This is a genomic window from Amycolatopsis umgeniensis (assembly GCF_014205155.1).
GTDB lineage: Bacteria > Actinomycetota > Actinomycetes > Mycobacteriales > Pseudonocardiaceae > Amycolatopsis > Amycolatopsis umgeniensis.
Window position 1 is genome coordinate 3341400 of sequence record NZ_JACHMX010000001.1, and the last position, 25547, is coordinate 3366946.

General features: G+C 69.5%; 30 protein-coding genes and 1 tRNA gene. 10 read left to right on the forward strand and 21 right to left on the reverse strand.

All coding sequences use genetic code 11. The features are described from left to right. Window positions 1-6: 6 nt before the first annotated feature. Window positions 7-180 (reverse strand): hypothetical protein, encoded by a 174-nt coding sequence (locus tag HDA45_RS15310; RefSeq protein ID WP_184895825.1) that lies wholly within the window; start codon window positions 178-180, stop codon window positions 7-9. A gap of 56 nt (window positions 181-236) precedes the next feature. Here HDA45_RS15310 and HDA45_RS15315 point away from each other — a divergent pair, with 56 nt between their 5' ends. Beyond that, window positions 237-515, forward strand: a complete 279-nt coding sequence (locus tag HDA45_RS15315) for an Rv0909 family putative TA system antitoxin (protein ID WP_039795439.1) — start codon at window positions 237-239, stop codon at window positions 513-515. Here HDA45_RS15315 and HDA45_RS15320 read toward each other — a convergent pair. Beyond that, the gene (locus HDA45_RS15320; protein WP_184895827.1) at window positions 512-1012 is read right to left on the reverse strand and encodes a MogA/MoaB family molybdenum cofactor biosynthesis protein; all 501 of its coding nucleotides are present in this window, start codon (window positions 1010-1012) and stop codon (window positions 512-514) included. The two genes, HDA45_RS15315 and HDA45_RS15320, sit on opposite strands and share 4 nt — an antisense overlap. Before the next feature lie 127 nt (window positions 1013-1139). Between HDA45_RS15320 and HDA45_RS15325 the strand changes: the two genes are divergently transcribed. Both HDA45_RS15325 and HDA45_RS15330 read left to right on the forward strand, forming a co-directional pair. Beyond that, window positions 1140-2201 (forward strand): NAD-dependent epimerase/dehydratase family protein, encoded by a 1062-nt coding sequence (locus tag HDA45_RS15325; protein ID WP_184895830.1) that lies wholly within the window; start codon window positions 1140-1142, stop codon window positions 2199-2201. Window positions 2202-2271: 70 nt separating this feature from the next. After that, complete coding sequence (locus HDA45_RS15330; protein ID WP_184895832.1) at window positions 2272-3075, forward strand: MBL fold metallo-hydrolase; 804 nt, start codon at window positions 2272-2274, stop codon at window positions 3073-3075. A gap of 9 nt (window positions 3076-3084) precedes the next feature. On the opposite strand, the gene HDA45_RS15335 is transcribed toward HDA45_RS15330, so the two are convergent. The 4 genes from HDA45_RS15335 to HDA45_RS15350 are packed head-to-tail and all read right to left on the reverse strand — an operon-like array spanning window position 3085 to window position 7389. After that, a complete protein-coding gene (locus HDA45_RS15335; RefSeq protein WP_184895834.1) occupies window positions 3085-4227 on the reverse strand; it encodes a serine hydrolase domain-containing protein in 1143 nt (380 codons plus the stop codon). A gap of 54 nt (window positions 4228-4281) precedes the next feature. Continuing rightward, a complete protein-coding gene (locus tag HDA45_RS15340; RefSeq protein ID WP_184895836.1) occupies window positions 4282-5331 on the reverse strand; it encodes an ATP-binding protein in 1050 nt (349 codons plus the stop codon). After that, complete coding sequence (locus HDA45_RS15345; RefSeq protein WP_184895838.1) at window positions 5328-6026, reverse strand: response regulator transcription factor; 699 nt, start codon at window positions 6024-6026, stop codon at window positions 5328-5330. Before HDA45_RS15345 ends, HDA45_RS15340 begins: the two co-directional genes overlap by 4 nt. Before the next feature lie 10 nt (window positions 6027-6036). Next, complete coding sequence (locus tag HDA45_RS15350; protein WP_184895840.1) at window positions 6037-7389, reverse strand: hypothetical protein; 1353 nt, start codon at window positions 7387-7389, stop codon at window positions 6037-6039. Window positions 7390-7520: 131 nt separating this feature from the next. Between HDA45_RS15350 and HDA45_RS15355 the strand changes: the two genes are divergently transcribed. From HDA45_RS15355 to HDA45_RS15375, 5 genes are read left to right on the forward strand one after another with little or no spacing between them, the layout of a single operon-like run. Further along, complete coding sequence (locus tag HDA45_RS15355; RefSeq protein WP_184895842.1) at window positions 7521-8177, forward strand: glycosyltransferase; 657 nt, start codon at window positions 7521-7523, stop codon at window positions 8175-8177. Next, window positions 8174-8824 (forward strand): TIGR04282 family arsenosugar biosynthesis glycosyltransferase, encoded by a 651-nt coding sequence (locus HDA45_RS15360; RefSeq protein ID WP_184895845.1) that lies wholly within the window; start codon window positions 8174-8176, stop codon window positions 8822-8824. Before HDA45_RS15355 ends, HDA45_RS15360 begins: the two co-directional genes overlap by 4 nt. Further along, window positions 8821-9429: a methyltransferase domain-containing protein gene (locus tag HDA45_RS15365; RefSeq protein ID WP_184895847.1), complete on the forward strand. Its 609-nt coding sequence runs from the start codon at window positions 8821-8823 to the stop codon at window positions 9427-9429. The genes HDA45_RS15360 and HDA45_RS15365 overlap by 4 nt, the downstream gene beginning before the upstream one ends. Further along, window positions 9426-10493, forward strand: a complete 1068-nt coding sequence (locus HDA45_RS15370; RefSeq protein ID WP_184895849.1) for a molybdopterin-dependent oxidoreductase — start codon at window positions 9426-9428, stop codon at window positions 10491-10493. The genes HDA45_RS15365 and HDA45_RS15370 overlap by 4 nt, the downstream gene beginning before the upstream one ends. After that, window positions 10490-10900, forward strand: a complete 411-nt coding sequence (locus HDA45_RS15375; RefSeq protein ID WP_184895851.1) for a hypothetical protein — start codon at window positions 10490-10492, stop codon at window positions 10898-10900. Before HDA45_RS15370 ends, HDA45_RS15375 begins: the two co-directional genes overlap by 4 nt. Before the next feature lie 489 nt (window positions 10901-11389). On the opposite strand, the gene HDA45_RS15380 is transcribed toward HDA45_RS15375, so the two are convergent. The 3 genes from HDA45_RS15380 to HDA45_RS15390 all read right to left on the reverse strand — a co-directional run bounded on the left by HDA45_RS15380 (window position 11390) and on the right by HDA45_RS15390 (window position 14802). Further along, complete coding sequence (locus tag HDA45_RS15380) at window positions 11390-12850, reverse strand: S1C family serine protease (protein ID WP_184895852.1); 1461 nt, start codon at window positions 12848-12850, stop codon at window positions 11390-11392. A 72-nt stretch (window positions 12851-12922) separates the two neighbouring features. Beyond that, window positions 12923-14005, reverse strand: coding sequence for a galactose-1-phosphate uridylyltransferase (gene galT / locus HDA45_RS15385; RefSeq protein WP_184895854.1), 1083 nt, complete (start codon window positions 14003-14005; stop codon window positions 12923-12925). Next, window positions 14002-14802, reverse strand: a complete 801-nt coding sequence (locus HDA45_RS15390) for a DeoR family transcriptional regulator (protein WP_184905678.1) — start codon at window positions 14800-14802, stop codon at window positions 14002-14004. Before HDA45_RS15390 ends, galT begins: the two co-directional genes overlap by 4 nt. Window positions 14803-14884: 82 nt before the next feature. On the opposite strand from HDA45_RS15390, the gene HDA45_RS15395 reads away from it, so the two are divergent. Further along, complete coding sequence (locus tag HDA45_RS15395) at window positions 14885-15268, forward strand: VOC family protein (protein ID WP_184895857.1); 384 nt, start codon at window positions 14885-14887, stop codon at window positions 15266-15268. Here the strand turns inward: HDA45_RS15395 and lspA are convergent. From lspA to HDA45_RS15425, 6 genes are all read right to left on the reverse strand, one after another. After that, window positions 15246-15764, reverse strand: a complete 519-nt coding sequence (gene lspA / locus HDA45_RS15400) for a signal peptidase II (protein WP_184895859.1) — start codon at window positions 15762-15764, stop codon at window positions 15246-15248. The two genes, HDA45_RS15395 and lspA, sit on opposite strands and share 23 nt — an antisense overlap. Then, window positions 15742-15912 carry a hypothetical protein gene (locus HDA45_RS15405; protein WP_246480718.1) on the reverse strand — a complete coding sequence of 57 codons (171 nt, stop codon included), beginning with the start codon at window positions 15910-15912 and terminating at the stop codon, window positions 15742-15744. The genes lspA and HDA45_RS15405 overlap by 23 nt, the downstream gene beginning before the upstream one ends. 82 nt (window positions 15913-15994) lie before the next feature. Next, on the reverse strand, window positions 15995-17419 hold the full coding sequence (locus HDA45_RS15410; RefSeq protein ID WP_184895861.1) for an ATP-binding protein: 1425 nt from the start codon (window positions 17417-17419) through the stop codon (window positions 15995-15997). Then, on the reverse strand, window positions 17416-18108 hold the full coding sequence (locus tag HDA45_RS15415; protein WP_184895863.1) for a response regulator transcription factor: 693 nt from the start codon (window positions 18106-18108) through the stop codon (window positions 17416-17418). Before HDA45_RS15415 ends, HDA45_RS15410 begins: the two co-directional genes overlap by 4 nt. Before the next feature lie 85 nt (window positions 18109-18193). After that, on the reverse strand, window positions 18194-18808 hold the full coding sequence (locus tag HDA45_RS15420; protein ID WP_184895865.1) for a trimeric intracellular cation channel family protein: 615 nt from the start codon (window positions 18806-18808) through the stop codon (window positions 18194-18196). Further along, entirely contained in the window at window positions 18808-19461 is a 654-nt protein-coding gene (locus HDA45_RS15425; protein WP_005155565.1) for a response regulator, read from the reverse strand. The genes HDA45_RS15420 and HDA45_RS15425 overlap by 1 nt, the downstream gene beginning before the upstream one ends. A 367-nt stretch (window positions 19462-19828) precedes the next feature. Between HDA45_RS15425 and HDA45_RS15430 the strand changes: the two genes are divergently transcribed. After that, a tRNA-Arg gene (locus HDA45_RS15430) sits at window positions 19829-19901 on the forward strand. A 302-nt stretch (window positions 19902-20203) separates the two neighbouring features. Here HDA45_RS15430 and HDA45_RS15435 read toward each other — a convergent pair. The 6 genes from HDA45_RS15435 to HDA45_RS15460 all read right to left on the reverse strand — a co-directional run bounded on the left by HDA45_RS15435 (window position 20204) and on the right by HDA45_RS15460 (window position 25491). Beyond that, window positions 20204-20575: a hypothetical protein gene (locus HDA45_RS15435; protein WP_184895867.1), complete on the reverse strand. Its 372-nt coding sequence runs from the start codon at window positions 20573-20575 to the stop codon at window positions 20204-20206. Between the two features lie 77 nt (window positions 20576-20652). Next, window positions 20653-21942: a wnt family protein gene (locus HDA45_RS15440; RefSeq protein ID WP_246480720.1), complete on the reverse strand. Its 1290-nt coding sequence runs from the start codon at window positions 21940-21942 to the stop codon at window positions 20653-20655. After that, the gene (locus HDA45_RS15445) at window positions 21831-22127 is read right to left on the reverse strand and encodes a hypothetical protein (RefSeq protein ID WP_184895868.1); all 297 of its coding nucleotides are present in this window, start codon (window positions 22125-22127) and stop codon (window positions 21831-21833) included. The genes HDA45_RS15440 and HDA45_RS15445 overlap by 112 nt, the downstream gene beginning before the upstream one ends. 74 nt (window positions 22128-22201) lie before the next feature. Next, complete coding sequence (locus tag HDA45_RS15450) at window positions 22202-22345, reverse strand: hypothetical protein (RefSeq protein ID WP_246480721.1); 144 nt, start codon at window positions 22343-22345, stop codon at window positions 22202-22204. A 106-nt stretch (window positions 22346-22451) separates the two neighbouring features. After that, window positions 22452-23675: an aminotransferase class V-fold PLP-dependent enzyme gene (locus HDA45_RS15455; protein WP_184895872.1), complete on the reverse strand. Its 1224-nt coding sequence runs from the start codon at window positions 23673-23675 to the stop codon at window positions 22452-22454. A gap of 88 nt (window positions 23676-23763) precedes the next feature. Beyond that, a complete protein-coding gene (locus HDA45_RS15460) occupies window positions 23764-25491 on the reverse strand; it encodes a CoA transferase (RefSeq protein WP_184895875.1) in 1728 nt (575 codons plus the stop codon). Window positions 25492-25547 lie beyond the last annotated feature (56 nt).

Here is a 25547-nt window from a genome sequence, read left to right on the forward strand (position 1 = left end):
TCCGGATCACCGGTCGTGGTGAGGCGGCCGGTTCTCCAGGTACCACGAGTCGGAGTCCGGGGTGCGCTGCCCCGGCTCTCGCTCGTCGGAGGTCGTGTCCGGGAGGACGTCGCCGAAGATCTCGTCGACCCGGCGTTTGGCGGCCGCGGCTGGGCGCTTGTCCTCGTCTTCACCTGGCATGACGTCCATTTTCGCACCGGTCGCGAGGTCCGCCTGCCGGTGGGACCATCAAGCGCATGAGCATTGTCGACAAAGCGAAGGGACTGGCCGCGCAGGCCATCCACAAAGCGGAAGAGGTCGCGGGCGAAGTCCGCGAGAAGGCCGGGCCGCTGGCCGAGAAGGCGGGCGACGTCGCGGCCAAGGGCGTCACGGCGGCGTCGGCCGGGGCGAACAAGGTCACCGGCGGCCGGTTCGAGGACAAGATCGGCCAGGTCACCGAGAAGGTGGAAGGGGTGCTGCACCAGGACAAAAAGGGCGAGCCCGGGACAGAGCCCGGACCCGCCGCCAAGAGTTAGGACTCTTCGAGCCCGGAAAGCTCGTCGATCACGTACGGCACCAGCGACGAGAGCGTCGCCATGCCGTCGCGGACCGCCGCGCGCGAACCCGCGAGGTTGACCACCAGCGTGCTGCCGGAGACGCCGACGAGCCCGCGGGAGATACCCGCGTCCACCGCGCCGGCGGCCAGACCGGACGCGCGCAGTGCCTCGCCGATGCCCGGGATCGGGCGGTCGAGCACTCCGGCCGTCGCGTCGGGCGTGCGGTCGCGCGGGGAGACCCCGGTGCCGCCGACGGTGATCACCAGGTCGGCACCGCCGATCACCGCGGTGTTGAGCGCGTTGCGGATCGCGGCCGTCTCGGCCTCGACCACCACGACACCGTCGACGATGAACCCCGCCTCTTCGAGCAGCTCCGTGACCAGCGGTCCCGTGTTGTCCTCGTGTTCGCCGTGGGCGACACGGTCGTCCACGATGACCACCAGTGCGCGGCCCAGCCGTTGTGCGCTCCGTTCCATAGGCACACCGTATCCGGTTTCGGCTGATCTTCGCTCCTGTGGTGTCGCACGGCCCAGTTGTGACGATTCCCTGACGTGAGCCGCGGATCCGGGGCCGTCGGAGAAGATCGCCCCTAGCGTCGGGAAGGTGCGAACACTGATAACCGGCGGGGCCGGGTTCATCGGCTCCCACATCGCCGATCTGCTGTCCGATCAGGGTCATGAGGTCGTCGTCCTCGACAACCTCCTGCGCACCGCGCACGGCTCACCGCGACCTCCCGGGTACACCGGCCGCCACCGGTTCCTGCGCGGTGACGTCACCGACGCGGAGCTGGTCGCCGAGTTGCTGGACGGTGTCGACGCGGTCTGTCATCAGGCGGCCGTCGTCGGGCACGGCGTCGATCCGTCCGACGCGCCGTCGTACGCGCTGAACAACGACTACGGGACGGCCGTGCTGCTCGCCGCGATGCACCGCGCGAAAGTCCGGAAGCTGGTGCTCGCCTCGTCGATGGTCGTCTACGGCGAAGGCCGCTACGAATGTCCTATCCACGGGATCGTCCCGCCGTCCTCGCGCAAACAGTCCGATGTGGACGCCGGATGCTTCGAGCCCGCGTGCGCGGACTGCGGCGCCGAACTCGACTGGCGGCTGGTCCCCGAGGACGCGCCGCTGCGGCCTCGGAGCTCCTACGCGGCCACCAAGCTCGCGCAAGAGCATCTGGCGGCGGCGTGGGCCCGGCAGACCGGCGGAACGGTCTGGGCCATGCGCTACCACAACGTCTACGGGCCTCGGATGCCGCAGAACACGCCGTACGCCGGTGTGGCGTCGCTGTTCCGGTCCTCGCTTCTGCGCGGCGAGGCGCCGACGGTGCTGGAGGACGGCAAGCAGCAGCGCGACTTCGTGCACGTCCACGACGTCGCGAGGGCGAACGTCCTGGCACTGGAAACCGACGGCCCCGAAGGCGACCTGACGCCGCTGAACATCTGTTCCGGACAGCCGCACTCCGTCGGCGAGCTCGCCGAGGAGCTCGCGAAGGCCTGCGACGGCCCGGCTCCGAAGACCATCGGCGGTGCGAGGCCCGCCGACGTCCGGCACGTCGTCGCCGACCCCGCCCGCGCCCGGCGGCTGCTCGGCTTCACCGCGCGAACCGGTTTCGCCGAGGGCATCGCCGGTTTCGCCACCGCTGAACTGCGGGAACCGGTCGGTTCCTGAAACCGGGAACAGACCGCGCCCCCTGCCGGTTGTCGTTCCCGGCAACGGAATCGACTTTTGGGGGGTTTTGGTGGGCATCACCGTCGGAGACATCGAGATCGAGGCGCTCGGGGACGGCCTGATCAGGCTGCCGCTCGCGTTCTTCCCCGGTCTCGACCCGGACGCCCACCCGGACGTCTTCGACGAGGACGGCACCGTGCACGTCCCCACCGGCGCGTACCTGATCCGCGGCAACGGCCGCACGATCCTCGTCGACACCGGTCTCGGCCCGCGCGAGTTCGCCTTCCCCAAGGGGATGACGCCCGCGAAGGGCGACCCCACCCCGCCGATGGGCACCGGCGGCGACCTCGCGGCGGCGCTGGACAAGGCAGGCTGCCCGATCGGCGAGATCGACACCGTCTTCCTCACCCACCTCCACAACGACCACATCGGCTGGATCGCCCCCGAAGGCGATCTGACCTTCCCCTGCGCTCAGGTCGTCTTCGGGCAGCTCGACTGGGAGGCCCTGATCGAGCCCACCGGGACGGGCGAATGGAGCCGCGTCGGCATGGAGACCGCCCGCGGCGCGGGCCTGACCGAGGCGATCAGCGGCGACGAGGTCGAGATCGCGCCCGGGATCGTGGCGCGGCACGCCCCCGGGCACACGCCGGGCCACTACGTCCTCGACATCACCGCGGACGACGAGCGCCTGCTCCTGCTCGGAGACGTCCTGCACACGCCCGCGCAGCTGACGGACACGCGAGTGAGCTTCCTCGGCGACGTCGATCCGGAACTAGCGCTCCGCACCCGGCAGCGTTTCCTCGCCGAAGCGGAAGAGACCGGCGCGATCATCGCGCCGGCCCACTTCCCGGACATGGGTTTCCTGCGGCTTTGAGCCCACGGCCTACTTGCCGCAGAGCACCTGGTCGGTGAGCGTCTGGTCGGCCTTGAAGTACGCCTGCCCCAGGTCCGCGGCGGAGTCGCCGTAGGTCATGGACAGTTCGTAGGTCCTGCTGCCGTCGGGAGTGCTCGCCATCAGCGTCCCGTAGCCGTGGAAACCGCCCATGCCCTTGAGGACGGTGCCGCAGCTCGTTTCCTGGACGTACATCCCGAGGCCGTAGCCGCCCTTGGGGTGCGGCTTGCGCATCTCGGCGAGCAGCGGGGCGGGCAGGAGCTTTCCGCCCAGCAGCGCGGCGAAGAACGTGTGGAGATCCTTGGTGGTCGAGATCAGGTCACCGGCGCTGGACGCCCAGGACGGGTTCTGACGGGTGATGTCGACCGTCTTCCACTGTCCGGCCACCTCGTAGCGGTAGTAACCGTGGGCGTGCGGTCCGGAGATGCCCGGTCGTGCGCCCGGCACCTCGGTGTCGCGCAGTTTGAGCGGCTTCAGGATCCGCCGCTGGAGCTCGTCACCGTAGGAACGTCCGGTGACCTTCTCGATCAGCAACCCGGCCAGCACGTAGTTGATGTTCGTGTAGGTCCAGTCCGTTCCCGGCGCGAACAGCGGCGGCAGGGCGAGACCGAACCGCACCAGCTCCTCCGGCCGGTAGGTGTGGAACCGGTTGTCCAGGAATTCCTGACCCGCCAAGGGGATCGAGGCGGTGTAGTCGGCGATTCCGCTGGTGTGCTGCAACAGCATCCGCACGGTGATCCGCCCGTCGAGGCCGAACGCGGGCAGGTAGCCCGCCACCGGCGAGTCCAGACCCACCTTGCCCTCCCCGACCAGCTGCAACACGACGGTGGACACGAAGGTCTTGGTGTTGCTGCCGATCCGGAAGCGCCCGTTCGTCGGCGGCTTGGCGGACGAGCCCAGCTCCCGCACCCCGGCGCTACCGGTCCAGCCGCCCCGTGCGTCGTGCACCCGCAGCTGCGCGCCGGCGAAACCGGAGCCGGCGATCTCCTGGACCATCGCCCGCAGGTCCGGGCGGTCCCGCCCGGAGTCGGCGGCGGCCACTCCCGGCATGATCCCGGCCAGCAGCGCGGTCGCCATCGCGGTGATCCCCGCCCGCCGGAATATCTTCTTGGCCGTGCTCGCTGAGTTCGTCATGGCGGCAACGATCGCGGTCCGCGCTGACACCGTGTTGACACGCCGCTGACACGGTCAGGGCATGGCCAACGGCAGCCGGACCTCGAACCGGCATCCCGGACCGTGATTGCGGACGCCGATCCGGCCGCGATGCGCTTCGACGAGCCCTTTCGCGATCGCCAGCCCGAGCCCGCCGCCGCTCGCCAGCCCGCCACGCTCGGGCGTCCGGGCCGTCGTCCCCCGGAACGCGACGTCGAAGACCCGGCCGATCTCGTCGTCGGGGATCCCACCGCAGCCGTCGGAGACCGCCAGCAGCGCCTCGCCGCCTTCGATGCCGATCTGGACCGCGACCGTCCCGTCCGGCGGCGTGTGCCGCACGGCGTTGGACACCAGATTCCGCACGATCCGCGCCAGCTCCGGATCGCTGCCGGAAACGACCGGCCAGACGTCGGCGTTCTCGACCATCCGCACGCGCTTCTGCTCGGCGAGCGGCACCTGCGCGGCGACGGCGTCACTCACGACGTCCCGCAACGGCACGGAGGCCATGGTCAGTCGCAGCGCGCCCGCGGTGATCCGCGACAGCTCGAACAGATCGCCGACCATGCCGGACAGCCGCGTCGTCTCGCCGCTGATCCGCCGCGCGTAGCCGGTGACCTCGATCGGTTCGGCGACGACGCCGTCCGCGACGGCCTCGGCCATCGCCTGGATCCCGGCCAGCGGGCTCCGCAGGTCGTGGCTGATCCACGCGACCAGTTCACGCCGCGACGCCTCGGCCGCGCGCTCCCGTTCCCGCGCCTCCCGCTCCCAGACGCTGCGGCGCGCGATCACGCGGCCGAGCACGAGCGCCGCGGGCACGGTCACCAGCGCGACCAGCAGGCAGACCAGCGTCATCGTGGTCAGCGCGGGGGTGAACATGAACCCGCTGATCCCGAGCACCGCGATCAGCGTCGCGAACACCGGGATCAGCACGAGGATCGTCATCGTGCTGGCCAGCGAACCGCGTCTGAGCAGGTACAACGCCAGGCCACCGAGCAGCACCACCGGCACCGCGAACATCAGCGCGAACGGCAGGATGTGCCAGGCGTGCGCCAGCATCTCGCCGAGCGACTCCCCGGAGCCGATCACGGCCGCACCGGGTCGTACCGGTAGCCGACGCCCCAGACGGTCGCGACGCGGACGGGTTTCGCCGGATCCTTCTCGATCTTCTCCCGCAACCGTCTCACGTGGACGGTCACGGTGGACTGGTCGCCGAAGTCCCAGCCCCAGACCTTCTCCAGCAGATCAGCACGCGAAAACGCCACACCGGGATGGGCGAGGAAGTACGCGAGCAGATCGAATTCCCTGCTGGTCAAGGGAAGTTCGGCGCCACCGAGGGTCGCCTGCCGCGCGGTCATCTGCAGTGAGAGATCGCCGTCGGTGACCTGACGGACCGCCGGTTCCGGCCTCGGCATCCGGGCCCGGCGCAGGACCGACGCCACGCGCAACGCGAGTTCCTTGGGGCTGAAGGGTTTCGTGACGTAGTCGTCGGCGCCGAGCTGGAGTCCGGCGATCCGGTTCTCCTCCTCGCCGAGCGCGGTCAGCATCACCACCGGCACCTGGCTCACCTGCCGCAGCCGCCGGCACACCTCGAGCCCGTTGAGCCCGGGCATCATGACGTCGAGCACCACGAGGTCCGGGCCGGTCTCGGAGAACATCCGCAGCCCTTCGGTGCCGTCCCCGGCGACGTCGACGTCGAAGCCCGCGACCTCGAGGTACCGCCGGACGACGTCCCGGACGGTCTCGTCGTCGTCGACCACGAGCACCCGGCCCTGCTCTGTCATGAAGCCCACCTCACCAGCTCGTCAGCACCAGATGGTTCACCACCAGCGCCGTGGCCGCCGACGCGGCGAGCCACCACCGCCGCCGGAGTGACGGCAGCAGCGCCACCGCGGGCAGCAGCCACACCTCGAACGGTAGCCAGATGCGTTCGACCTCCGCCTTCGACAGGCCGGACAGATCGGCGAACGCGATCGTCAGCGCCGCGGCCAGCACGATCAGGACGACCGGTTCGCGGAACGACCGTTTGGGCTCGCTCAGGAACGCCGCCCCGGCACGCCGCGTCCCGGCGATCACGGCCGGGCCGAGCGCGATCAGCACCGCCGCGATATCCGCCCACACCCAATAGGAGTACGGGCGCAGCGTCGCGATCCCCTGGTAGTAGCGCTCGACCACCAGGTGATAGCCGTCGAGCCACCAGAACCCGGTCAGCGCGAACGCCACCACGACCGCGGCCACGCCTGCCAGGGCGAGGAGCGGGATCCGCCAGTCGCGCGTCAGCACGACGACGGCGAGGACGATCACGCCCAGCAGCACGAGACCGTACGAGAGAAAGAGCCCGAACCCGAGCAGCAGGCCGGCGGGGAGCGCGAGGATCCGCCGCCGTGTGGCGAGCGCCAGCAGCGCGATCCCGGTCGCGGTCACCCCGGCGAACAGCCCGTCCGCGGAGACGCCGATCCAGATCGCGCCCGGGGTCAGGGCGGCGAACGGCAGGACCGTCCTCGCCGCGTCCTGCCTGCCCAGCGCGGAGAGCGTCACCGGGACGGCGACGACGACCAGGCAGCCGACCAGCACGACGAGCGTCGAGGCCCAGGCACCACCGTGCAGGCCGAGCCTGTCGAGCCAGACGAAGACCAGCGTCGCGCCCGGCGGATGCCCGGAGACGTGCGTCGTCCACGAGTCCGGCTGGTAGTCCAGGATGCGCGAGGAGAACTCGCTCAGCATCTTCGGGATGTCGGTGATCCCCGGGACCTCGTGCAGGTACTCGTGTTCCGTGGTGAGCCTGCCGGTGAAGCCGCGTGTCCAGCCGTCGATCATCGCCAGCGAGAACGTCCACGCCAGCGCGGTCACGTAGCCGAGCGCGAGCAGCGGGCGCCAGCTCAGCCGGGCGGCGAGCGAGGGACCTTTGGTGACGACGAGGATCGCGATCACGACGGCGGCGACCGAACCCGGCCCGACGTGCGGCAGCCACAACCCGAACAGCGGCGGCGCGAAGGCGTAGATCACCACGCCGGAACCGGGGCGGTTGTAGTAGAGGCCGACAGCGATGGCCGCGGCGACGACGAGCATCGCCAGCGCGACGGCGATCAGATCGGCGCGGCGGCCGGTACGAGCGGGGACGGTGACAGTGGGCATCACCGGCACCATAACCGCGTTCCCGCGCGGCCGCGCCGCCGGAACAGGGTTCGTCAGAACTCGGTAAGAACTTCACAGACGTCAGGATTCGGTAAGCACCGCAAGGGTTCTCGTCCGTCCATTACGGACCTAACGTGCGACGGGTGAACGATGACCAGGTTGACGTCGTGCTTCCCTGTCTCGACGAGGCCGGTGCCCTCCCGGGGGTACTGGCGGCCCTGCCCGCACGCTACCGGGCGATCGTGGTCGACAACGGCTCGAGCGACGGTTCCGCCGAAATCGCGGCCGGGCTCGGGGCGAAAGTCGTCCACGAACCCCGGCGCGGCTACGGCGCCGCGGTCCACACCGGTCTGGAGGCGGCCACCGCGGACGTCGTCTGTTTCGCCGACGCCGACGGTTCCCTGGACCTCGCCGAACTGCCGACGCTGGTCGACGGCCTCGCCGGCGCCGAACTGGCGGTCGGACGGCGGGTGCCGAACGGGCCCGGCGTCTGGCCGTGGCACGCGAAAGCGGGCAACGCGCTGATCTCGTCCCTGTTGCGGCGCAAGGGATTGCCGGTCCGCGACATCGCACCGCTGCGAGCCGTCCGGCGCCAGGCGCTCCTGGATCTCGACGTCACCGATCGCGCCTTCGGCTACCCGCTCGAACTGCTGCTCAAGGCCCAGCGCGCGGGTTGGCGGGTCGCCGAGTTCGACGTCTCCTACGGCGAACGCGCCAAGGGCACGAAGTCGAAGGTCTCCGGGTCGCTGCGCGGAACCCTCCGTGCCGCACGGGATTTCGGGCGGGTGCTGAGCCGATGACCTTCTGTCTGCTGATCGTCGCCAAGGCGCCCGTGCCCGGTTTCGCGAAGACGCGGCTCTGCCCGCCCGCGACGCCGGAGCAGGCCGCCGAGATCGCGGCCGCCTCACTGCTCGACACCCTCGATGCCGCGCTGCGGACACCGGAAGCCCGCGTGGTCGTCGCCCTCACGGGTGACTTCGGCAAAGCCAGCCGCCGCGAGGAAATAGCCGCCGTACTCCGAAAAACGGAAACGATCCCCCAGCGCGGCGACGGTTTCGACCTCCGTCTCGTCAACGCCCACGCCGACGCCCGCCGTCCCGGGGAACCGGTGCTGCAAATCGGGATGGACACCCCGCAGGTCACCCCCGCGCTCTTGGCCGAAGCCGCGCAATCCCTGGAAACCGAGGATTCCGCACTCGGACTCGCGGAGGACGGCGGCTGGTGGGCGCTGGGCCTCAGGGATCCTCTGCACGCCAAGGCTCTCGCGGGTGTCCCGATGTCTCGCGACGACACCGGCCTCCAGACCTTGCGGGCACTGGCCGACATCGGCCTGAGCCCCGACATCCTGACCACACTGTCCGATGTGGACACGATCGTGGACGCACGTCTCGTCGCGGCTCTCAGGCCGGTGAGCCGGTTCGCCCGAGCGGTCGCTGAAGTCCGGTGACCGCTTTCGACCGCGGCCTGCTCGGCCACCGCTGCTGGCTGGAACTGGCGACCGGCGAACGCGTCGACCTGCCGGTGGACCGCTGGACGGCCATTCCCTGCGACGGCGACGAGGTCCTCCTCGACGCTTGCGACGGCCCGACCCTCGACGTCGGCTGCGGCCCCGGCAGGCTCACCGCCGCGTTGTCCGAACGCGGCGTCGCGTCGCTCGGCGTGGACATCTCGGCCACCGCCGTACGCCTCACCCACGCCCGGGGCGCCGTCGCGCTGCGCCGGGACGTCTTCGATCCCGTTCCCGGCGAGGGACGCTGGCGGCATGTCCTGCTGGCCGACGGGAACATCGGTATCGGCGGCGACCCCCTGCGCTTGCTGGCCCGGATGGCGGAACTGGTCGCGGACGGCGGAACGGTACTCGTCGAACTCGACCCGCCAGGCCGCGGCGTCCGTCAGGACCAGGTCCGCCTGGGGCCTGACGGCGTCGGCTGGTTCACCTGGGCGTGGGTCGGCGCCGAGGCGATCGCCGGACTCGCCGCCCGCACCGCGTTCCGGGTCAGCTGGGCCACCCGCCGCGGCCACCGCTGGTTCGCCTGCTTGGAGAAAGCATGAACTCGCCGTCGGAACGGGTGACGTCCCGGATCGGGCTCGCGCTCGCCGTCACGTTCACCCTGTGCTTCGTCACCGGCCTGATCAGCCATCTCATCCAGCATCCACCGTCGTGGTTCGGCTGGCCGAGCCGTCCGGTCTGGCTGTACCGGGTGACGCAAGGTACGCACGTCGTCTCCGGGATCGCGTCGATTCCCTTGCTGCTGGCCAAACTCTGGAGCGTCTACCCGAAACTGTTCGAACGGCCGGTGATCCGCTCCCTACCGCACGCGCTCGAACGGCTGTCGATCCTGGTGCTGTCCGCGGCCGCCTTCTTCGAACTCGTCACCGGACTGTTCAACGTCGCGCAGAACTATCCGTGGAACTTCTACTTCCCGCAGCTGCACTACGCGGTCGCGTGGGTGGCGATCGGCTCGATCCTGGTGCACATCGCGGTGAAACTCCCGATCGTGCGCCGTTCGCTCACGCGGGCGCCCGAACCCTCGCGACGAGCCTTCCTCCGCACGACCTGGCTGGCCGCCGGAGTCGCCGTCGTCGCGACGGCGGGTGCGACGGTTCCGTTGCTGCGTAACGTTTCCGGCTTGTCGTGGCGCAGCGACAAGGGACCGCAGGGCTTGCCGGTGAACCGGACGGCCGCGGCGGCCGGTGTCCTGGACGCGGCGAACGATCCGGGCTGGCGGCTTTCGGTGGTGACCCCGAAAGGCACGAGAACCTATTCGCTCGAAGAACTCCGCGCGCTCCCACGGACATCGGCCGAACTGCCGATCGCGTGCGTCGAAGGCTGGAGCCAGTCCGCGCGCTGGAGTGGCGTTTCGTTGCCGGAGTTGTTGCGGGACGCCGGAAGCGCGCCGGGCACGCCGGTTCGCGTGTTCTCGCTGGAGAAGGGCGGGATCTACGGGATCAGCGAGTTGCCCGGCGAACACACCGCCGACGGGCTCACCCTGCTGGCGCTGGAACTCAACGGCGAAATCCTCGACGCCGACCACGGTTTCCCGTGCCGGATCATCGCCCCGAACCGGCCCGGCGTCCTGCAGACGAAATGGGTCACCCGGTTGGAGGCGCTGTGAAGACGTTGCGGCTGCTGCTGTTCCTGCCTGGTCTCGGCGCGCTCGCGTGGGGCGCGGTGCTGTTCGCCGAGTACGCGTTCCCGCTGCGCCCGGACGTCTTCGGCACTCTCGGCTGGCTCCTCGGCGGCCCGCTGGCGCACGATCTGCTGATCGCGCCGGCGGTCGGCGGGGTGGGGCTCGCGCTGAGCAGGTTCCTCCCGGACCGCTGGAAAACGCCGGTCAGGACGGGAGCCGTCCTCACCGGGGTGCTGACGCTGCTCGCGGTTCCGTTGCTGTGGCGGCCTTTCGGCGGCGCACGGAACCCGGGATTGCACGATGCCGACACCGTCACCGGGCTGCTCGTCACCGTCGCCGTCGTGTGGCTGGGCGTCCTCGTGGCCGCGCTGCTCCCCCGGAAAGCGCGGTAGCTGGGCCGCGCGCCACCCGCGTGCCGTCTTCGGGTGTCGCGAAAGCCACTTTCGGGGCGTCTGATGTCCCGAAAGTGGCTTTCGCGACATCGCCGCTCGGCATCGGACGTGACGAAAGGCGCCTTCATCCCCTCACCGGCCCCCGCTCACGAACACGCCACCTTTGACTCACCCCTCAAGAGAAGCAATTGTGGCGTCCTCATGCCGTCCCTCGGTGACGGTCCAGGGCAGGTGTTGCGAAAGTCGCGTTGACAACGTTGAAGGTTGCGAACGCGACTTTCACAACACTGTCGTACCGGCGGAGCCACATCGCACGCGGCGGCGTGAGCCTTCAGCGCTACCCGATCGCGACCACGACACGTTTGCCTTACCCGCGATAAAAGGGCCACGCGCGACCGGGATTGGCAGCCGGTCGCGCGTGGCCTCAGGTCCGGCCCGCTGGGGGTTCGAGCCGGGGTTTGGTCTCGGCCGCGCACTGCGGCCGAGCGTCTAGTTGGGCGTGACGGGCTGGCCGCCGAGGGTCACCTCGACCACCTTGTCACCGGTGAGGGTGAACTTGACCTTGTCGTTCGGCGCCCGGGTGCGGATCGCGGCGACGAGCGCGTCCGCGTTGGGGATCGCCCTGTCGTCCAGCTTGGTCACGACGTCACCGGATTTGAGGCCCGCCTTCTCCGCGGGGCTGCCCGGCGAGATCTCACCGAGCTGCGCGCCGCCAGTCGGCGCCGTCTGCACGCGTGCGCCGATGAAGGTCTGCGTCGCCTGGCCGGTGTTGATGATGTCGTCGGCCGTGCGGCGTGCCTGGTCGATCGGGATCGCGAAGCCGATGCCGACGTTGCCGCCGCTCTCGCCGCCCTGTCCCTGCGCGGACTTCGGGCTGTAGATCGCCGAGTTGATGCCGATGACCTGGCCCGCCATGTTCGCGAGCGGGCCGCCGGAGTTGCCGGGGTTGATCGCCGCGTCGGTCTGCACCGCCGACATGACGGTGGTCTGGTCGCCGTTGCCGCCGGCGCTCACCGGCCGGTTCAGCGCGCTGACGATGCCCGAGGTGACCGTGCCCGCCAGCTCGAACGGCGAACCGATGGCGACCACCGGCTGCCCGACCCGCAGGTCGTCGGACCGGCCGAGCTCCACCGGGGTCAGGCCGCTGACGCCGCTGACCTTCACCACGGCGATATCCGTCGTGGGGTCGCGGCCGACGACGGTCGCCGTACCCTTCTTGCCGTCCTGGAACACCGCCTGGATCTGCCCGCCACCGGCGGCGACCTCGACGACGTGGTTGTTGGTCAGGACGTAGCCGTCGGTGCTGAGCACGAAACCGGAGCCTTCGCCCGCTCCCGACCGCCCGGACACCTGCAACTCGACCACGCTCGGCGACAGCTTCTGCGCCACCGACTCGACCGAACCGGCGGGCAGGTTGCCCGTCTGCTGGGCGGGCTTCGGCGCGTCGAGCGCGTTCACGGAGGCCCCGCCGGAGGAATCCGCCGTCAGGAAGCCGACCGTGCCGCCCGCGACACCGCCGACCACCAGCGCGATCGCCGCGACACCGGCGAGCAGCTTGCCCGACGTGGACTTCGCGGCCTGGCGCTGCTGCGGGACCGCGTAAACCGACGGGCCCGGCTGGGTGTGCTGCCCGTACGGCGCCTGCTGCCCGGGGATCTGGTGCCCCTGGGTGTACTGGCCCTGCGTCTGGTGCTCCTGGGCGGGCACTTGCTGGGACGGGGTCTGCTGGGACTGCGTCTGCGCCTGCGGCGACCACGGGTTGTACTGCTGTTCCGGGGTGTAGGCCTGCTGCGCTCCGCTCTGCGGAGTGGCATGGCCGCCGAGGCCGGTCGCGTCAGACTGCTGCTGGGCAGGCTGTGCGGCCCAGCTCGCGCCCTGCTCCGCGTCCGGCTGAGCGCCGGCCGGCCGCGCCTGCTCGGCGTTCTGGCCGCTGGGGTCGTTCTCGGTCATGTCTTCACCTTGCGGGATGGTCCTGAGAAGTTCCTGAGCCAAAGCTGTGCATCGCACATGAGTATGGCCCCGTCAGCGGGTGGCTCGCAGCCTTTCCGCGATCTGCTCGGGCGTGGCGTCGTTGATCCACACGGCCATCCCGGACTCGGACCCCGCCAGGTACTTCAGCTTGTCCTTGGACCGCAGGACCGAGAAAACCTCCAGGTACAGCCAGCCGAGCTCGCGATCCCGTTTGGCCGGCGCCTGGTTCCAGGCCGCGATGTAGGGCAGGGGCCGCTCGTAGAGGCCGTCGCAACGGCGAAGGACCTCTAGGTAGACATCGGCGAACTCGTCGCGCTCGGCGTCCGACAACGCGGGGATGTCGGGCACCTGGCGATGCGGCACGATCTGGACCTGTACCGGCCAGCGCGCGGCGGGCGGCACGAAAGCCGTCCAGTGCTCGCCCGCGACCACGACCCTCGCCCCGGATTCCCGCTCGGCGGCCAGGACGTCGCCCATCACCGGACGGCCGTGCTCGGCCTCGTGGGCGCGGGCGACCTCCAGCATCCGTTCGGTCTTCGGCGTGACGAACGGGTAGCCGTAGATCTGGCCGTGCGGGTGATGCAGCGTCACGCCGATCTCTTCACCGCGGTTCTCGAACGGGAAGACCTGCTCGACACCGTCCATCGCGGACAGTTCGGCGGTGCGGTCGGCCCAGGCGTCGACGACGGCGCGGACCTGCTTCGCCGTCAGCCCCGCGAAAGAACCGTCGTGGTCGCTGGTGAAACAGACGACCTCACACCGGCCGACGCCGGGCGCGACCGGCACCAGCCCAGCCCCGTCCACTGTGGACTTGTCGCCGAGGACGTTGCGGGCGAACGAAGGGAAGCGGTTCTCGAAGACGGCGACGTCGTAGCCCGGCTCCGGGATCTCACTGGGCTTCCCGGGTTTGGTGGGGCACAGCGGGCACAGGTCGGCGGGCGGTTTGTACGTCCGCGTCTGCCGGTGCGCGGCCATCGCCACCCATTCCCCGGTCAGCGGGTCGCGACGGATCTCCGACGCCGCGGCGACCTGAGGCAGGTCCCGGGTGTCCTCGGCGGTGCGGTCCGGCGCGCCGGGTGAGTCGAAATAGATGATCTCCCGGCCGTCGGCCAGGTGCCTTACCGTGCGCTTCACGCTTCTTCAGCCTCAGCCGTCTCCGCCGTCTCGGCGATCATCAGCTCACCCGCCTGCTCGGTGAGCGTTTCCCTTGCGTTGTCGGTCAAACCGTCGTCCGAGAGGACGACATCGGCCTCTTCGAGCCCGGCGATGGTGGAGATGCCGACGACACCCCATTTGGTGTGGTCGGCCAGGACGACCAGCTTGCGGCCCGCCTCGACCAGCGCGCGATCGGTCTCGGATTCGGTGAGGTTCGGCGTGGTGAACCCGGGACCGTCGGCCATCCCGTGCACGCCGAGGAAGACGACGTCCAGATGCAGCGAACGCAGGCTCTGCACGGCGACCGGCCCGACCAGCGCGTCCGACGGGGTGCGCACGCCGCCGGTGAGGACCACCGTGCGATCCGGCTGGTTCGCGCCGCGCAGCACGTCGGCGACCTGGATGGAGTTCGTGACGATCGTCAAGCCGGGGATCTCGTCGAGGGCCCTCGCCAGTGTCCAGGTGGTGGTGCCCGCGGAGATGCCGATCGCGGTGCCCGGCCGGACCAGCCCGGCCGCGACGGCGGCGATGGCCTCCTTCTGCGCGCGCTGGCGCACGGATTTGGCCTCGAAACCGGGCTCGTCGGTGCTCTTGCCGACGATGGAGGTGGCACCGCCGTAGACCTTCTCGACCAGGCCCCGGCCGGCGAGCACGTCGAGGTCGCGGCGCACCGTCATATCGGAGACGCCGAGCCTCGTGACGAGGTCGCTGACCCGAACCGCCCCGGTCCGGCGCGCCTCCTCGAGGATGACCGCCTGTCGTTGCCGCGCGAGCACGAAGCCTCCCTGGATCAACTACACAAAATCCTACACGATCAAACAAGGCGCGACGAGCCGAACCGCCTGCCAGCATGGGGCGATGGCCAGGCTTCGCGACGTCGTCTTCGACTGCCACCATCCGGCTTCGCTCGCCCGCTTCTGGGCGGCGGCGCTCGACGGCTACGAAGTCGCACCCTATGACGAAGAAGAGCTCGAGCGCCTTCGTTCTCTGGGCTTCTCCGGCCCCGAAGACGATCCTTCGGTGCTCGTCGAAACCGAGTGGGGTCCGCGACTGTTCTTCAATCAGGTCCCGGAAACGAAGGCCGTCAAGAACCGGGTGCATCTGGACCTGGCGGACGACGACGTCGAACGGCTCGTCGGGCTGGGCGCGAAGGTGATCGCCCAACCCGAGGACGGAGTCGTCGTCCTCGCCGATCCCGAGGGGAACGAGTTCTGTCTCGTCACTCCGCCGCGGTCTGTTTGACGCCCTCGATCGGGACGCCGCGGAAACTGAGCACGAAAAGGGAGACCGCGCCGAAGAACAACGCGATGTCGGCGACGTTCCCGACGAACCAGCCGTTGTAGTCGATGAAGTCGACGACGTGGCCGCGTGCGAAACCGGGCTCGCGGAACAGGCGGTCTCCCAGATGCGTCGTCGCGCCGCCGAGCAGCAGCCCGAGCGAGATCGCCCAGCCCGCCGAACGGACCTTGCGCGAGATCCACAGCAACGCGACCACCGCGACCGCCGCCAGGATCGCGAAGATCCAGGTGGAGCCGGAGCCCAGCGAAAACGCCGCGCCCGGGTTGTAGAGCAGCCGGAAACGGATGAAGTCGCCGATCACCGGGATCGGCGCGCGGTCGGTGAGGGTGTCGACGGCCCACCATTTGGTCAGCTGGTCGGCCGCCAGCAGCACCGCGGCCACCAGCAATGTCCACAGCAGACGGCGGGGCGGCGTCTCAGGCTCGTTCTCGGTGCTCATCACCCGTCAGAGTACGGGCGACGCCGAGCGCGTTGAGCGCGGCGGGGAAACCGACGTAGACGGCGAGATGCAGGATCGCCTCGACGGCGGCCCTGAACTCCCCCGCGTCACGCGCTTCACGGAGGACGTCGGCCGGTTCCGGCGCCACTCCACGAACAGCTCCAGCACGGCGGGGTTCTCGACACCGCCGAGAAGCCGGAGCAGTTCGAGGCCCTTGTCGTGATCGCCCATCAGGCAGGGGCTCCCGGGAGCCGCAGGGTCATCAGCGCGCCACCTTCGGGAGCTCGTCCCGCGTAGACGTCGCCACCGTGCCGCTGCGCCGCGTGCTGGACGATGGCAAGGCCGAGCCCGGAGCCGGGCAGCGTCCGCGCCTCGGAAGAGCGGTAGAAGCGGTCGAACACCTTCGGCAGGTCCTCGTCGGCGATCCCCGGCCCGGCGTCCGCGACTTCGAGCACCGCGGTGCCGTCGCCGACCGGGTACAGCCGGACCCCGACCGTCGACCCCTCCGGCGAGAACTTCACCGCGTTGTCGAGGAGGTTCAGCACCGCGCGTTCCAGCGCGCTGGTGTCACCGGTCAGCACCCACGGCTGGAGCGAGACATCGAACTCGATCTCGCCCGCGCGACGGCGTGCCCTGTCGAGCGCGCGCTCGACGACGTCGACCATCTCGACGCGTTCGTGCTCGATCCGCGGCTCGTCCTGGCGCGCGAGTTCGACGAGGTCGCCGATCAGCTGGGTCAACTCGTCGAGCTGGCCGCGGATGTCGGCCTCGATGTCGCTGCGGTCCTCGTCGGACAGCGTGCGCGCGCCCGGCCTGCTCGCGGACAGGAGCAGCTCCAGGTTCGTGCGGAGCGACGTCAGCGGCGTCCGGAGCTCGTGCCCGGCGTCGGCGACGAGCTGTCGCTGCCGTTCCTGCGATTCGGCGACCGTGCCGAGCATCGTGTTGAAACTCTGCGTGAGGCGGGCGAGTTCGTCGTCGCCGCTGACCGGGATCGGCCGCAAGTCACCCGTGGTGGCGACGCGTTCCGCCGCCGACGTCAATCTGTCGACAGGCCGCAGGCCCGCTCTCGCGACGGCCGTTCCCGCGGCCGCGGCGACCAGGATCCCGGCGCCGCCGATCAGGAACAGGACCACCGAAAGCTCGTTCAGCGTGCGTTTGGTCGGGCCGAGCGACTGCGCGAGCACCATCGCCTGCCCCGGCCCCTGCGGGAGGGCGACGACCCGGCTGTCGGTCTTCGGGTCGGTGCGGAGCGAGAACGCCTTGTCGCCGGTGGCGACCGCGATCTCGTCCTCGCCGTACGGCGGGCGGCTTCCGGACTGCGGATAGGTCAGCCGGATCTTCTCCCCGACCGTCAGCTGGCCGATCTGCAGGTCCGCGCTGGCCAGGAAGGCGCCGGGCACCTGCTGCAGCTCGGTCTGTACCTGCGGCGAGTCGACCGCGGCCTGCGCGCGGGCGCGCAGGTTGTCGTCCACCTGCTGGTAGAGGTTCTCCTTCACGACGAGATACGCGCCGAGCGACACCAGCGCCACCGCGCCCGCCACCGAAACGGCCGCGAGCAGCGTCACCCGGCCGCGGAGCGAGAAGCGCCGCGTGCCCCAGCGGTCGCCGCGCGGATCCTTTTCGGACACGTCCACGACCTGGACCGGCTCGGTCACGGCGGGGTTTCCCTCAGCACGTACCCCACTCCCCGCACCGTATGGATCAGCCTCGGTTCGCTCCCAGCCTCGGTCTTTCGGCGCAAATAACCGACGTAGACCTCCAGCGCGTTGCCCGACGTCGGGAAGTCGTATCCCCATACTTCCTCCAGGATCCGGCTGCGGGTCAGGACGTGCTTCGGGTAGGAGAGGAACAGCTCCAGGAGCGCGAATTCGGTCCTCGTGAGACTGATCTCCCGCCCCGCCCGGCGCACTTCGCGCGTCCCCGGGTCCAAAGTGAGGTCGGCGAACGACAGGATCTCGGCGTTCTGCCCCGCCTGCGGATCCGGGATCGCCCGGCGCAGAAGCGCGCGAAGGCGAGCGAGAAGCTCCTCGAGCGCGAAGGGCTTCGGGAGGTAATCGTCGGCGCCGGCGTCGAGACCGGACACTCGATCGGACACGGTGTCCCGCGCGGTGAGCACGAGGATCGGCAGGTCGTCACCGGTACTCCGCAGGCGGCGGGCGACCTCCAGGCCGTCGAGCCGCGGCATCATCACGTCGAGGACCATCGCGTCGGGTCTGTTGGCGATGATCGCTTCCAGGGCCTGCGCGCCGTCCCCGGCCATTTCCACCTGGTACCCGTTGAACTCAAGGGATCGCCTGAGTGATTCACGGACGGCCCTGTCGTCGTCCACTACGAGGATGCGCATGGCGACAGTCTTACGCAGAGTGCTGAGACTCGCCTAAGAACACACACAGAACAAACAAAGAGAATTCAGCAGTCCACAAGGCGTTTCAGCCGGTCTCGGGCCCTTTCGCAACAGGTGCGTTCCATCTGCGCCACAAAGCGAGCATCCGAACCCCCACGACGACGGTTGCTGCTACGACCGTCACCGGCCCCGGCGGCAGTCGCAGAGCGTGACCGATCACGACGAGCACGGCCCCCGCGAGCGCCGCGACCGCGTAGATCTCCTTCCGCAGCACGAGCGGGATTTCCCGGAGCAGGAGATCACGCACCGCACCGCCGCCGATACCCGTCGTCATCCCGATCAGGCACGCCGCGTAGGGAGTGGCGCCCGCGTTCAACGCGATGGTGGTCCCGGCCGTCGCGAACACCCCGAGCCCGAGCGCGTCGGCGAGGAGCACGCCGCGCCGCAGCTTCGCGATCTGCGGATGGAAGACGAACACGACCAGCGCCGTCGCCCCGCAGACCGCGAGGTACGGCCAGGTCCGCAGGGTCGTGGGCGGCGTGATCCCCAGGAGGACGTCGCGGATGATCCCGCCGCCGAGCGCGGTGGTGAGCCCGACGACGACCACCCCGAAGACGTCCAACCTGGACCGCACCGCCGCGAGCGCCCCCGAAGCGGCGAACGCGATCAAGCCGAGGAACTCGAGCGCGGTGAGGATCATTACTGGTCGAGCAGGCCACCGCGGTAGGCCAGCAGCGCGGCCTGCACCCGGTTCGCCGCGCCGATCTTGGACAGGACGGCCGAGACGTAGCCCTTGACGGTGGCCTCGGACAGATGGAGGCGCCCGCCGATCTCCGCGTTGGACAGCCCCTGGCCGATCAACCCGACGACCTCACGCTCCCGTTCGGACAACGACGCGAGCAGTTTGCGCGCCGGCTGCGCGGCCCGCTGCTCGTCCCGATGCGACTGGACCATGCGCGCCGCGACCCCCGGGTCCAGCACCGCGCCGCCGCGGGCCAGGTCGCGGACCGCCCGCAGCAGCGCCGCCGGGTCGATGTCCTTGAGGAGGAAGCCGTTGGCCCCGAGCCTGAGCGCGAGACTGACGTAGTCGTCGATGTCGAACGTGGTCAACATGGCCACGGTCGGCGGATCCGGCAGCGCGAGGATGGCCCTGAGCGCGCGAATGCCGTCGTCAGGCGCCCTCATCTTGATGTCGAGCAAGGCGACGTCGGGGTGGTACCGCCGGGCGACCTCGACCGCTGATCTCCCGTCGCTCGCCTCGCCCACGATCTCGATGTCGGCAGCGCCGGACATCATGGCACGCAGGCCCGAACGGACCAGTTCCTCGTCGTCGGCGAACATGAGCTTGATCAACGAAGCCCTCCGGCAGCCGGGGGAGCGGCGTCTCGCGTCCCGTTAACGAAGATTACCTACTGTTGTTCAGGGTTTCGAAACCAGACACGTACGAGTGACCCGTGCGGGTCATCTGTGTCGATCTAGCTTTCGATTCAGCCCTGTTTTCCTGGGTGTGAGTGTGCGTGCTCGGGGACGGATCCGCAGGTCGAGTGTCACTGGGCGGCCACTGGCGAGCTTGGGCCCGCCGATCGGAGCAGCGTTCGGCGCTCGTTTGAGCGCAACCGCCGTTCGGGGCATTCCGGGGATCCGGGGGCCCTCACGAGGTGACGGTGCCCTCGTGCCCTGCCGGGGCCGGTCACCCGGTAGGCTGTGCCCGGCAGTACATGCCCTCGTAGCTCAGGGGATAGAGCACCGCTCTCCTAAAGCGGGTGTCGCAGGTTCGAATCCTGCCGGGGGCACATCTCAACGAAGGCGAATCCCGCAGGCTCGTCGCGGCCGATGCCGGTCGACGCAAGGAGATCGGCTTGAGCACCCAGTAACGATGCGTTCAAGGCTCATCTTCATCCGAGCTCGCTACGACGGTGAGACCGCCGCCGCGGTGGAGGGGCCTGGCCCGGCCTCTGCGAAGCCTGCCAGGACCATTCCTACGCGCTTGCCAAAAGCACCGTCTCGGCATGAGTTCCTAGAGCACGAAGGCGTTGGCACCGGACGATCTACGGTGTGCCGCAGCGCGCGGGGCATTGATGGCTCAGAACCGTGATCAACGACCCGCGGGGCGGCCGTCCGGGTCGGTCATCACGATGGCCCCACCCTGCGCCTTCAGTACGACGTCCGCGCGGTACTTCCCGTCGCCCAGGGCGGCGAGAGTGCCGAGGCTGACCATCCGCGTGGTGGCACCGTCGCGGTCGAACACCAGCAGGTTGCCGTCCTGGACGTAGTCGCCGCCGTGCGTGCCATCGCCCTCGACCGTGACGGGCCTGCCGAGTTCTCGCTCGATTCGCGCACCGGAGGCGGGTCCGGTGAAGACCTGCACTGACGTCCAATCGCCGGACGCCAGTTCCTTGAGGGGCCGCGAGCCGCCTGACCTGGCGAGGTCGCTGATCGCTTTCTCGAGGCCGTCGTCGAATTCCACTGTCACTCCTGGGGTGCTCGTTCCGCAGCCCGCCACGAGAGCGAGAAGGGCGAGCAGAGTCACTATCAAGCGCATGGTCAGTATTGGTCCGGAGTCGCCGAGGGTTGACCGGGGTCGTGGTCGTCGTCGCGCCCCGGATTGTCCGTGGGCCAAGGATGGTTCTTGGTTTCGCGGGTCTCGCCAGGAGTCGATTCGCTGGACGATACCAGTGTGTCGTTCTTGTCGATGACCACCATTTTGCCGTCCTTGACCGCTTGTTCGACCAGGTTCGCCAACTGTTCGGGGCTGGCGTCCGGGTTGGCTTTGGCGATCGAGCGACCGACTTCGTTGTTGTGCAGGTCCATGGCCACCGGGACATGGTGGCTGGTCGGGTTCCGCTCGTGCGCGGTCGCGAAGTCGCGGGCCCATTCTTCTCCGTACCGCTGCGTCATCATCGCGTTCCAGTAGGCATGGCGGAAAGCGTCGGCGTGCCCGTCGGTCCCGCCCTTGCCCTCGAACTTGCCCTCGGCGACATGCAAGGCGTCCTGTCGGATGTCGGCGAACTCTTTGAGTCCGAGCAATCCCTTGCGCATCTGCAGATCGTCGAGCAACTTCGCCTCGGCCTCGGTGATCTTCTCCTTCTTGAAACCCGCCTGTTCCGCGATCCAGCCGGTCAAGCCGCTCGGCCACACTGTCGTGCCGTCTGTTTTGACCTGGTATTTGGCCAGGAGGTCGCGGTGCCGCTGTTCGTCGGCGATGCGGTCTTCGCCCGCCGCGGCGGCCGCCGCCAGCGTCGTCGCACCGGCGTCCCCGATCTCGCCGGCCAGGATTCGCTTGAGCACGGAGTTCAGTTCGGTGTCGATCTCGCCGGCACGGGCCAAGATGGCTTCCACTTCGACCTGCAAGAGCACGCTGGAGAGAAACCCTGTGGAGTTCTCCGTCTCGATGACCTTCCCATTGTCTATCCGGAAGCCGTTCTTGGCGGCGAAGTCCTCCGTCGTTTCGAGACTGCGCACCAGATCGCGCACAGCCTGCTCCGTGTCATCGATGATCTTCACGGCTGCGGACAACCGTGCGGCGAGGTCCTCGAGTTCCTGGCATCGGGCACGAAGGTTCTCGGCCGCCGCCTCCGCCGCTTCCCCTGCCCACCCGGCCGGCTTGGCACCGTCGATCTCGTCCTGCAGGCCGAGCACCTGCCGGTTCTGCGCGGCCAGGTGGTCACCGATCTGCCCTATCCCGTCGGCTTTCCATTGGCTGACATCGGCCCAGGTGACCATCAGCGGCCACCCGCGCCGTCGAATCCCTGCTCGCCCACGCCATCTTGAGCCCGGTACGCGGACGCGGCGGTGGTCAGCGATGCCGCGTAGGAATCCATGCTCCCAGCCCATACGCCGATCGAGCTCTCCCAATGTGGACCGAGCGTGGCGGCGGTCTTCGCGGACTCTGAGCCGGTCAGGGCACTGGAAAGCGCCACCACCCGTTCCAGATCCAGTTCGCGCACGATTCCTGCGGCACGCTTCGCCTGGTCAGCCGCGCCACGCAGGGCTTTCGGATCAGCTTCGAACCCCGTCATTTAACCCCTCCCCCTCGATTTGAGGCTACTTGTCCTGTTTGGGAGGTTCAAGTCACTCGAATTCGCCTTTGAACTCAGGTCTCGCGAAAGTCGTCGAGACGGTGGGCTTCGACTGAAGATTCCGTGGCGGCCAGCCAATGCGGATAGGTGACGTAGACCGGTTCCGTGTCCTCATCGCCGGAAGTGATGACCACTTGGTCATCCGGAGAAAATTCCATTTGTCCACCGGCCAGGCTCGGCGGAAGCCACGGACGACGGGCACTACCCGCGCTGTGTCGCCGATCAGCGGCTCACCGAGCGGCGATAGCCGGGGCACCAACGCGTTCAGGAGCCGGAGATGGTCCGGATCCCGGCGATCAGGCGGTCGACGTGGTCCTCGGTCGTGCCGATCCCGATACTCGCGCGCACCGCCGTCGGCGCTGTCGTGCCCGCCTGCTCGAGCAACCGCCGGGTGAACGGGTGGGCACAGAACAGGCCGTCGCGGACGCCGATGCCGAACTCCGCGGCCAGTCTCGTGGACACGGTGCGCGTCTCGACACCATCGACTGTGAAGGACACGATGCCCAGCCTGTCCGGCCAGCGTCCACCCGCACCCAGCACACGGACGGCAGGGATTTCCGCCAAGCCGTCGTGCAACCGGGTCATCAAAGTGACCTCTTCGGACTGGATGGTGTCCAGGTCCGCCGTCGCGAGGGCGTCGCACGCGGCGGCGAGGGCCACCGCGCCGATGACGTTCGGGGAGCCCGCCTCGTGGCGCGCGGCACCCGTCGCCCAGTCGACCTGGCCGGGTGCGTCGCCGACGTGCGCGGTGGCCCCGCCACCCGCGAGGTACGGCCGCGCGCCGTCCAGCCAGTCGGGCCTACCCGCGAGCACGCCGGTTCCGAACGGGGCGTACAGCTTGTGGCCGGAGAAAGCCACGTAGTCGAGGCCGAGGGCGGCGATGTCGATCCGCCGGTGTGGTGCGAGCTGGGCGGCGTCCACCGCGATGCGGGCGCCGAAGCGGCGGGCGGTGGCGGCGAGTTCGGCCAGCGGCCAGACCTCACCGGTCACATTGGACGCCCCGGTGACGGCCAGCAGCGCCGGACGCCAGGTGCCCAGCCCGGTGAGCGTCTCCGCGACGGCCGAAACCGCCTCCTGCGGCGACGAAGGTGCCGGAAGCCGGACGACTTCGTTCCAGGGCAAGAGGTTCGCGTGGTGTTCGCCTTCGAACGTGATGGCGACGGTGTCCTGCGGCACGACATGCGCGAGCAGGTTCAGAGCGTCGGTGGTGTTGCGGGTGAACACCACTTCGTCGTCCGGGCGGCAGCCGAGGAACGTGGTGACGGACTCGCGGGCCCGCTCGTACTTTTCCGTGCACAGCTGGGAAAGCGCGCCCGCGCCCCGATGCACGCTCGCGTAGTACGGGAGCAGCTCCCCCACCACGTCGGCCACCTCGCGCAGGCACGGCGCGCTCGCCGCGTAGTCCAGGTTGGCGTAGGCGATCTTCGTCCCGTCGGACAATCCCACCTTGACGTCAGAGCCCAGCACGCCCAGCGTGTTCCCACCCATCACGAAGCTCCTCCGCCGACCGGACCATCTGCTTCCACCCATGATCGCAGTGCTTTCACGGGGCGAACATCTCCTGCGCTGCCACGGACTACGAAAAAGTCCATGGTGAAGTAGCGATCGCGCATCCGTTCTGCTCGAACCGCGAGGGACGGCGCGAGACGAGCGTGCGCAGATCGCGCCGGACGGGCATCGCGACCGGACCCAGCCTGCGTTCCCAGTCCGCCACCGGCCGCGTGCCCAGCGCCTTGGTGATCGCGTCCGGCAGTTCTTCTTGCGAAGGAACGGGAATGTCCAGGAGCGAGCACAGCGCGGCGACGTACTCGGTCACGATCGCGAGCAGGCCGTCGGCCGCCGTGAAGACACCGTCGACGGCGACGGGCGACGGCTCGCGCAGCAGCGCGTCCGCCGCGCCGAGCAGCGACGTTGTGACCTCGCCGCCCCGGCCGAAGCGCTGCCGTGCCACCAGTGCGGCCAGGATCCCTTCCGCCGAAACGAATCCGCCCGCGATGTCCACCATGATCATCAACGTCGGCCGCGGCGGAGCGCCTGCCGGGGTCAGTGCGTCCGCGAGCCCGGAATACGCCTGGACCATGTAGTCCGTGCCCGCGGGCGGGTTCTCCCCCAGCGCGTCGCCCCAGCCGGACGCGGTCGCGTACACCAGCCCGGGGTTCACCGCGTGCATCGTGGCCGCGTCCAGGCCGAGCTCGACGTCCTTGCCCGGCGCCCAGTTGTGCAGGAAGACATCGGCGTCACGGACCAGGTCCAGCACCTCGGCGCGCCCGGACGGCTGTTTGAAGTCGATCTCGGCGATGCGCTTGCCGTCGTTGAGCACGCGGAACTTCGCCGAGCAGTCACCCGCCATCGGCGGCATGCCCCGCAAGGGATCACCGCCCGGCGGCTCGATCCGGGTGACGGTCGCGCCGAGCAATGACAGCAGCCGGGTGGCCATCGGGCCCTGCACCCGGCGGGTCGACTCGACGATGCGGATCCCGGCGAGCGGCAGTCCTGCGTCGGCGCCGGGTCCGGGCGGCGCTGCCCGGCCTGCCCGGAACGACCACGGTGGCGAACCCGCGTCGGGATCGGCGCGCCGCTCTTCCACTGTCCTAACCGGACAGATGTGCATCGACGTCGACTCGGCGATCGAGCGGATCTCCTCGAACGAGCGAGACTCGGCAGCCTCGTGCAGTTCGCGCGGAAGCGACACCGACGCGCGTTCGTAGCGGAGCAGGAACGGCCGCCATCCTTGTCCGACCGCGCGTTCCGGCGCTCCCAGCGAAGCCCAGAATCCCTGCCAGGCCTCGCTGCTGAAGGCCTCGACCTCGAAGGCGACCCCGTCGGCCGAAACGAACGGCGGCCGTGCTGTCGACGGAATACCGTCAGGACCCTCGGGATCCTCGTCCGCGGTGGCGGCGGCGATGTACTGCGCGACCGCCATCATCGCGACACGGTCCGCGCTCATCTCGATCCGCGACACCGGGTTTCCACGCAGCTGAGCCAAAGTCGCGGCCAGCACACCTTGGACGGCGGCCATTCCCGTGAGCACCGAAACGTAGTCGACACCCAGCGGCCGCGGCTGCGCTTCGGACCGGCCGTGCAGTGCCATGATCCCGAAGTCGGCCTGCAGGAGGTTCTCCGGGAACGGTCCGAGCAGGCCGGCCTCGACCGAGACACCCGGCCCGCTCAGGCTCAAGACGCCGGGGCGCGCGGCACCGACGTCGGCGTCCAGCATCCGCAGCCTGTCGAGAGCCGTCTCGACGGCCGAGCCGGATCCGGCGCTCAGGACGCGGAACCCGTTCAGAGGAGAGGAAAAGGACACGGTGTACCTCCGGGTACGACTACGGAAACGGCCTGGCGTCCGCGGGCGGCGGACGC

Bases quoted from the DNA above. Each gene is read 5' to 3' on its own strand.
- HDA45_RS15310 (WP_184895825.1), bottom strand. From the start codon at position 180: ATGCCAGGTGAAGACGAGGACAAGCGCCCAGCCGCGGCCGCCAAACGC.
- HDA45_RS15315 (WP_039795439.1), top strand. From the start codon at position 237: ATGAGCATTGTCGACAAAGCGAAGGGACTGGCCGCGCAGGCCATCCAC.
- HDA45_RS15320 (WP_184895827.1), bottom strand. From the start codon at position 1,012: ATGGAACGGAGCGCACAACGGCTGGGCCGCGCACTGGTGGTCATCGTG.
- HDA45_RS15335 (WP_184895834.1), bottom strand. From the start codon at position 4,227: ATGACGAACTCAGCGAGCACGGCCAAGAAGATATTCCGGCGGGCGGGG.
- HDA45_RS15345 (WP_184895838.1), bottom strand. From the start codon at position 6,026: ATGACAGAGCAGGGCCGGGTGCTCGTGGTCGACGACGACGAGACCGTC.
- HDA45_RS15350 (WP_184895840.1), bottom strand. From the start codon at position 7,389: ATGGTGCCGGTGATGCCCACTGTCACCGTCCCCGCTCGTACCGGCCGC.
- HDA45_RS15360 (WP_184895845.1), top strand. From the start codon at position 8,174: ATGACCTTCTGTCTGCTGATCGTCGCCAAGGCGCCCGTGCCCGGTTTC.
- HDA45_RS15370 (WP_184895849.1), top strand. From the start codon at position 9,426: ATGAACTCGCCGTCGGAACGGGTGACGTCCCGGATCGGGCTCGCGCTC.
- HDA45_RS15380 (WP_184895852.1), bottom strand. From the start codon at position 12,850: ATGACCGAGAACGACCCCAGCGGCCAGAACGCCGAGCAGGCGCGGCCG.
- HDA45_RS15395 (WP_184895857.1), top strand. From the start codon at position 14,885: ATGGCCAGGCTTCGCGACGTCGTCTTCGACTGCCACCATCCGGCTTCG.
- lspA (WP_184895859.1), bottom strand. From the start codon at position 15,764: ATGAGCACCGAGAACGAGCCTGAGACGCCGCCCCGCCGTCTGCTGTGG.
- HDA45_RS15415 (WP_184895863.1), bottom strand. From the start codon at position 18,108: ATGCGCATCCTCGTAGTGGACGACGACAGGGCCGTCCGTGAATCACTC.
- HDA45_RS15420 (WP_184895865.1), bottom strand. From the start codon at position 18,808: ATGATCCTCACCGCGCTCGAGTTCCTCGGCTTGATCGCGTTCGCCGCT.
- HDA45_RS15440 (WP_246480720.1), bottom strand. From the start codon at position 21,942: ATGGGCTGGGAGCATGGATTCCTACGCGGCATCGCTGACCACCGCCGC.
- HDA45_RS15445 (WP_184895868.1), bottom strand. From the start codon at position 22,127: ATGACGGGGTTCGAAGCTGATCCGAAAGCCCTGCGTGGCGCGGCTGAC.
- HDA45_RS15450 (WP_246480721.1), bottom strand. From the start codon at position 22,345: ATGGAATTTTCTCCGGATGACCAAGTGGTCATCACTTCCGGCGATGAG.
- HDA45_RS15455 (WP_184895872.1), bottom strand. From the start codon at position 23,675: ATGGGTGGGAACACGCTGGGCGTGCTGGGCTCTGACGTCAAGGTGGGA.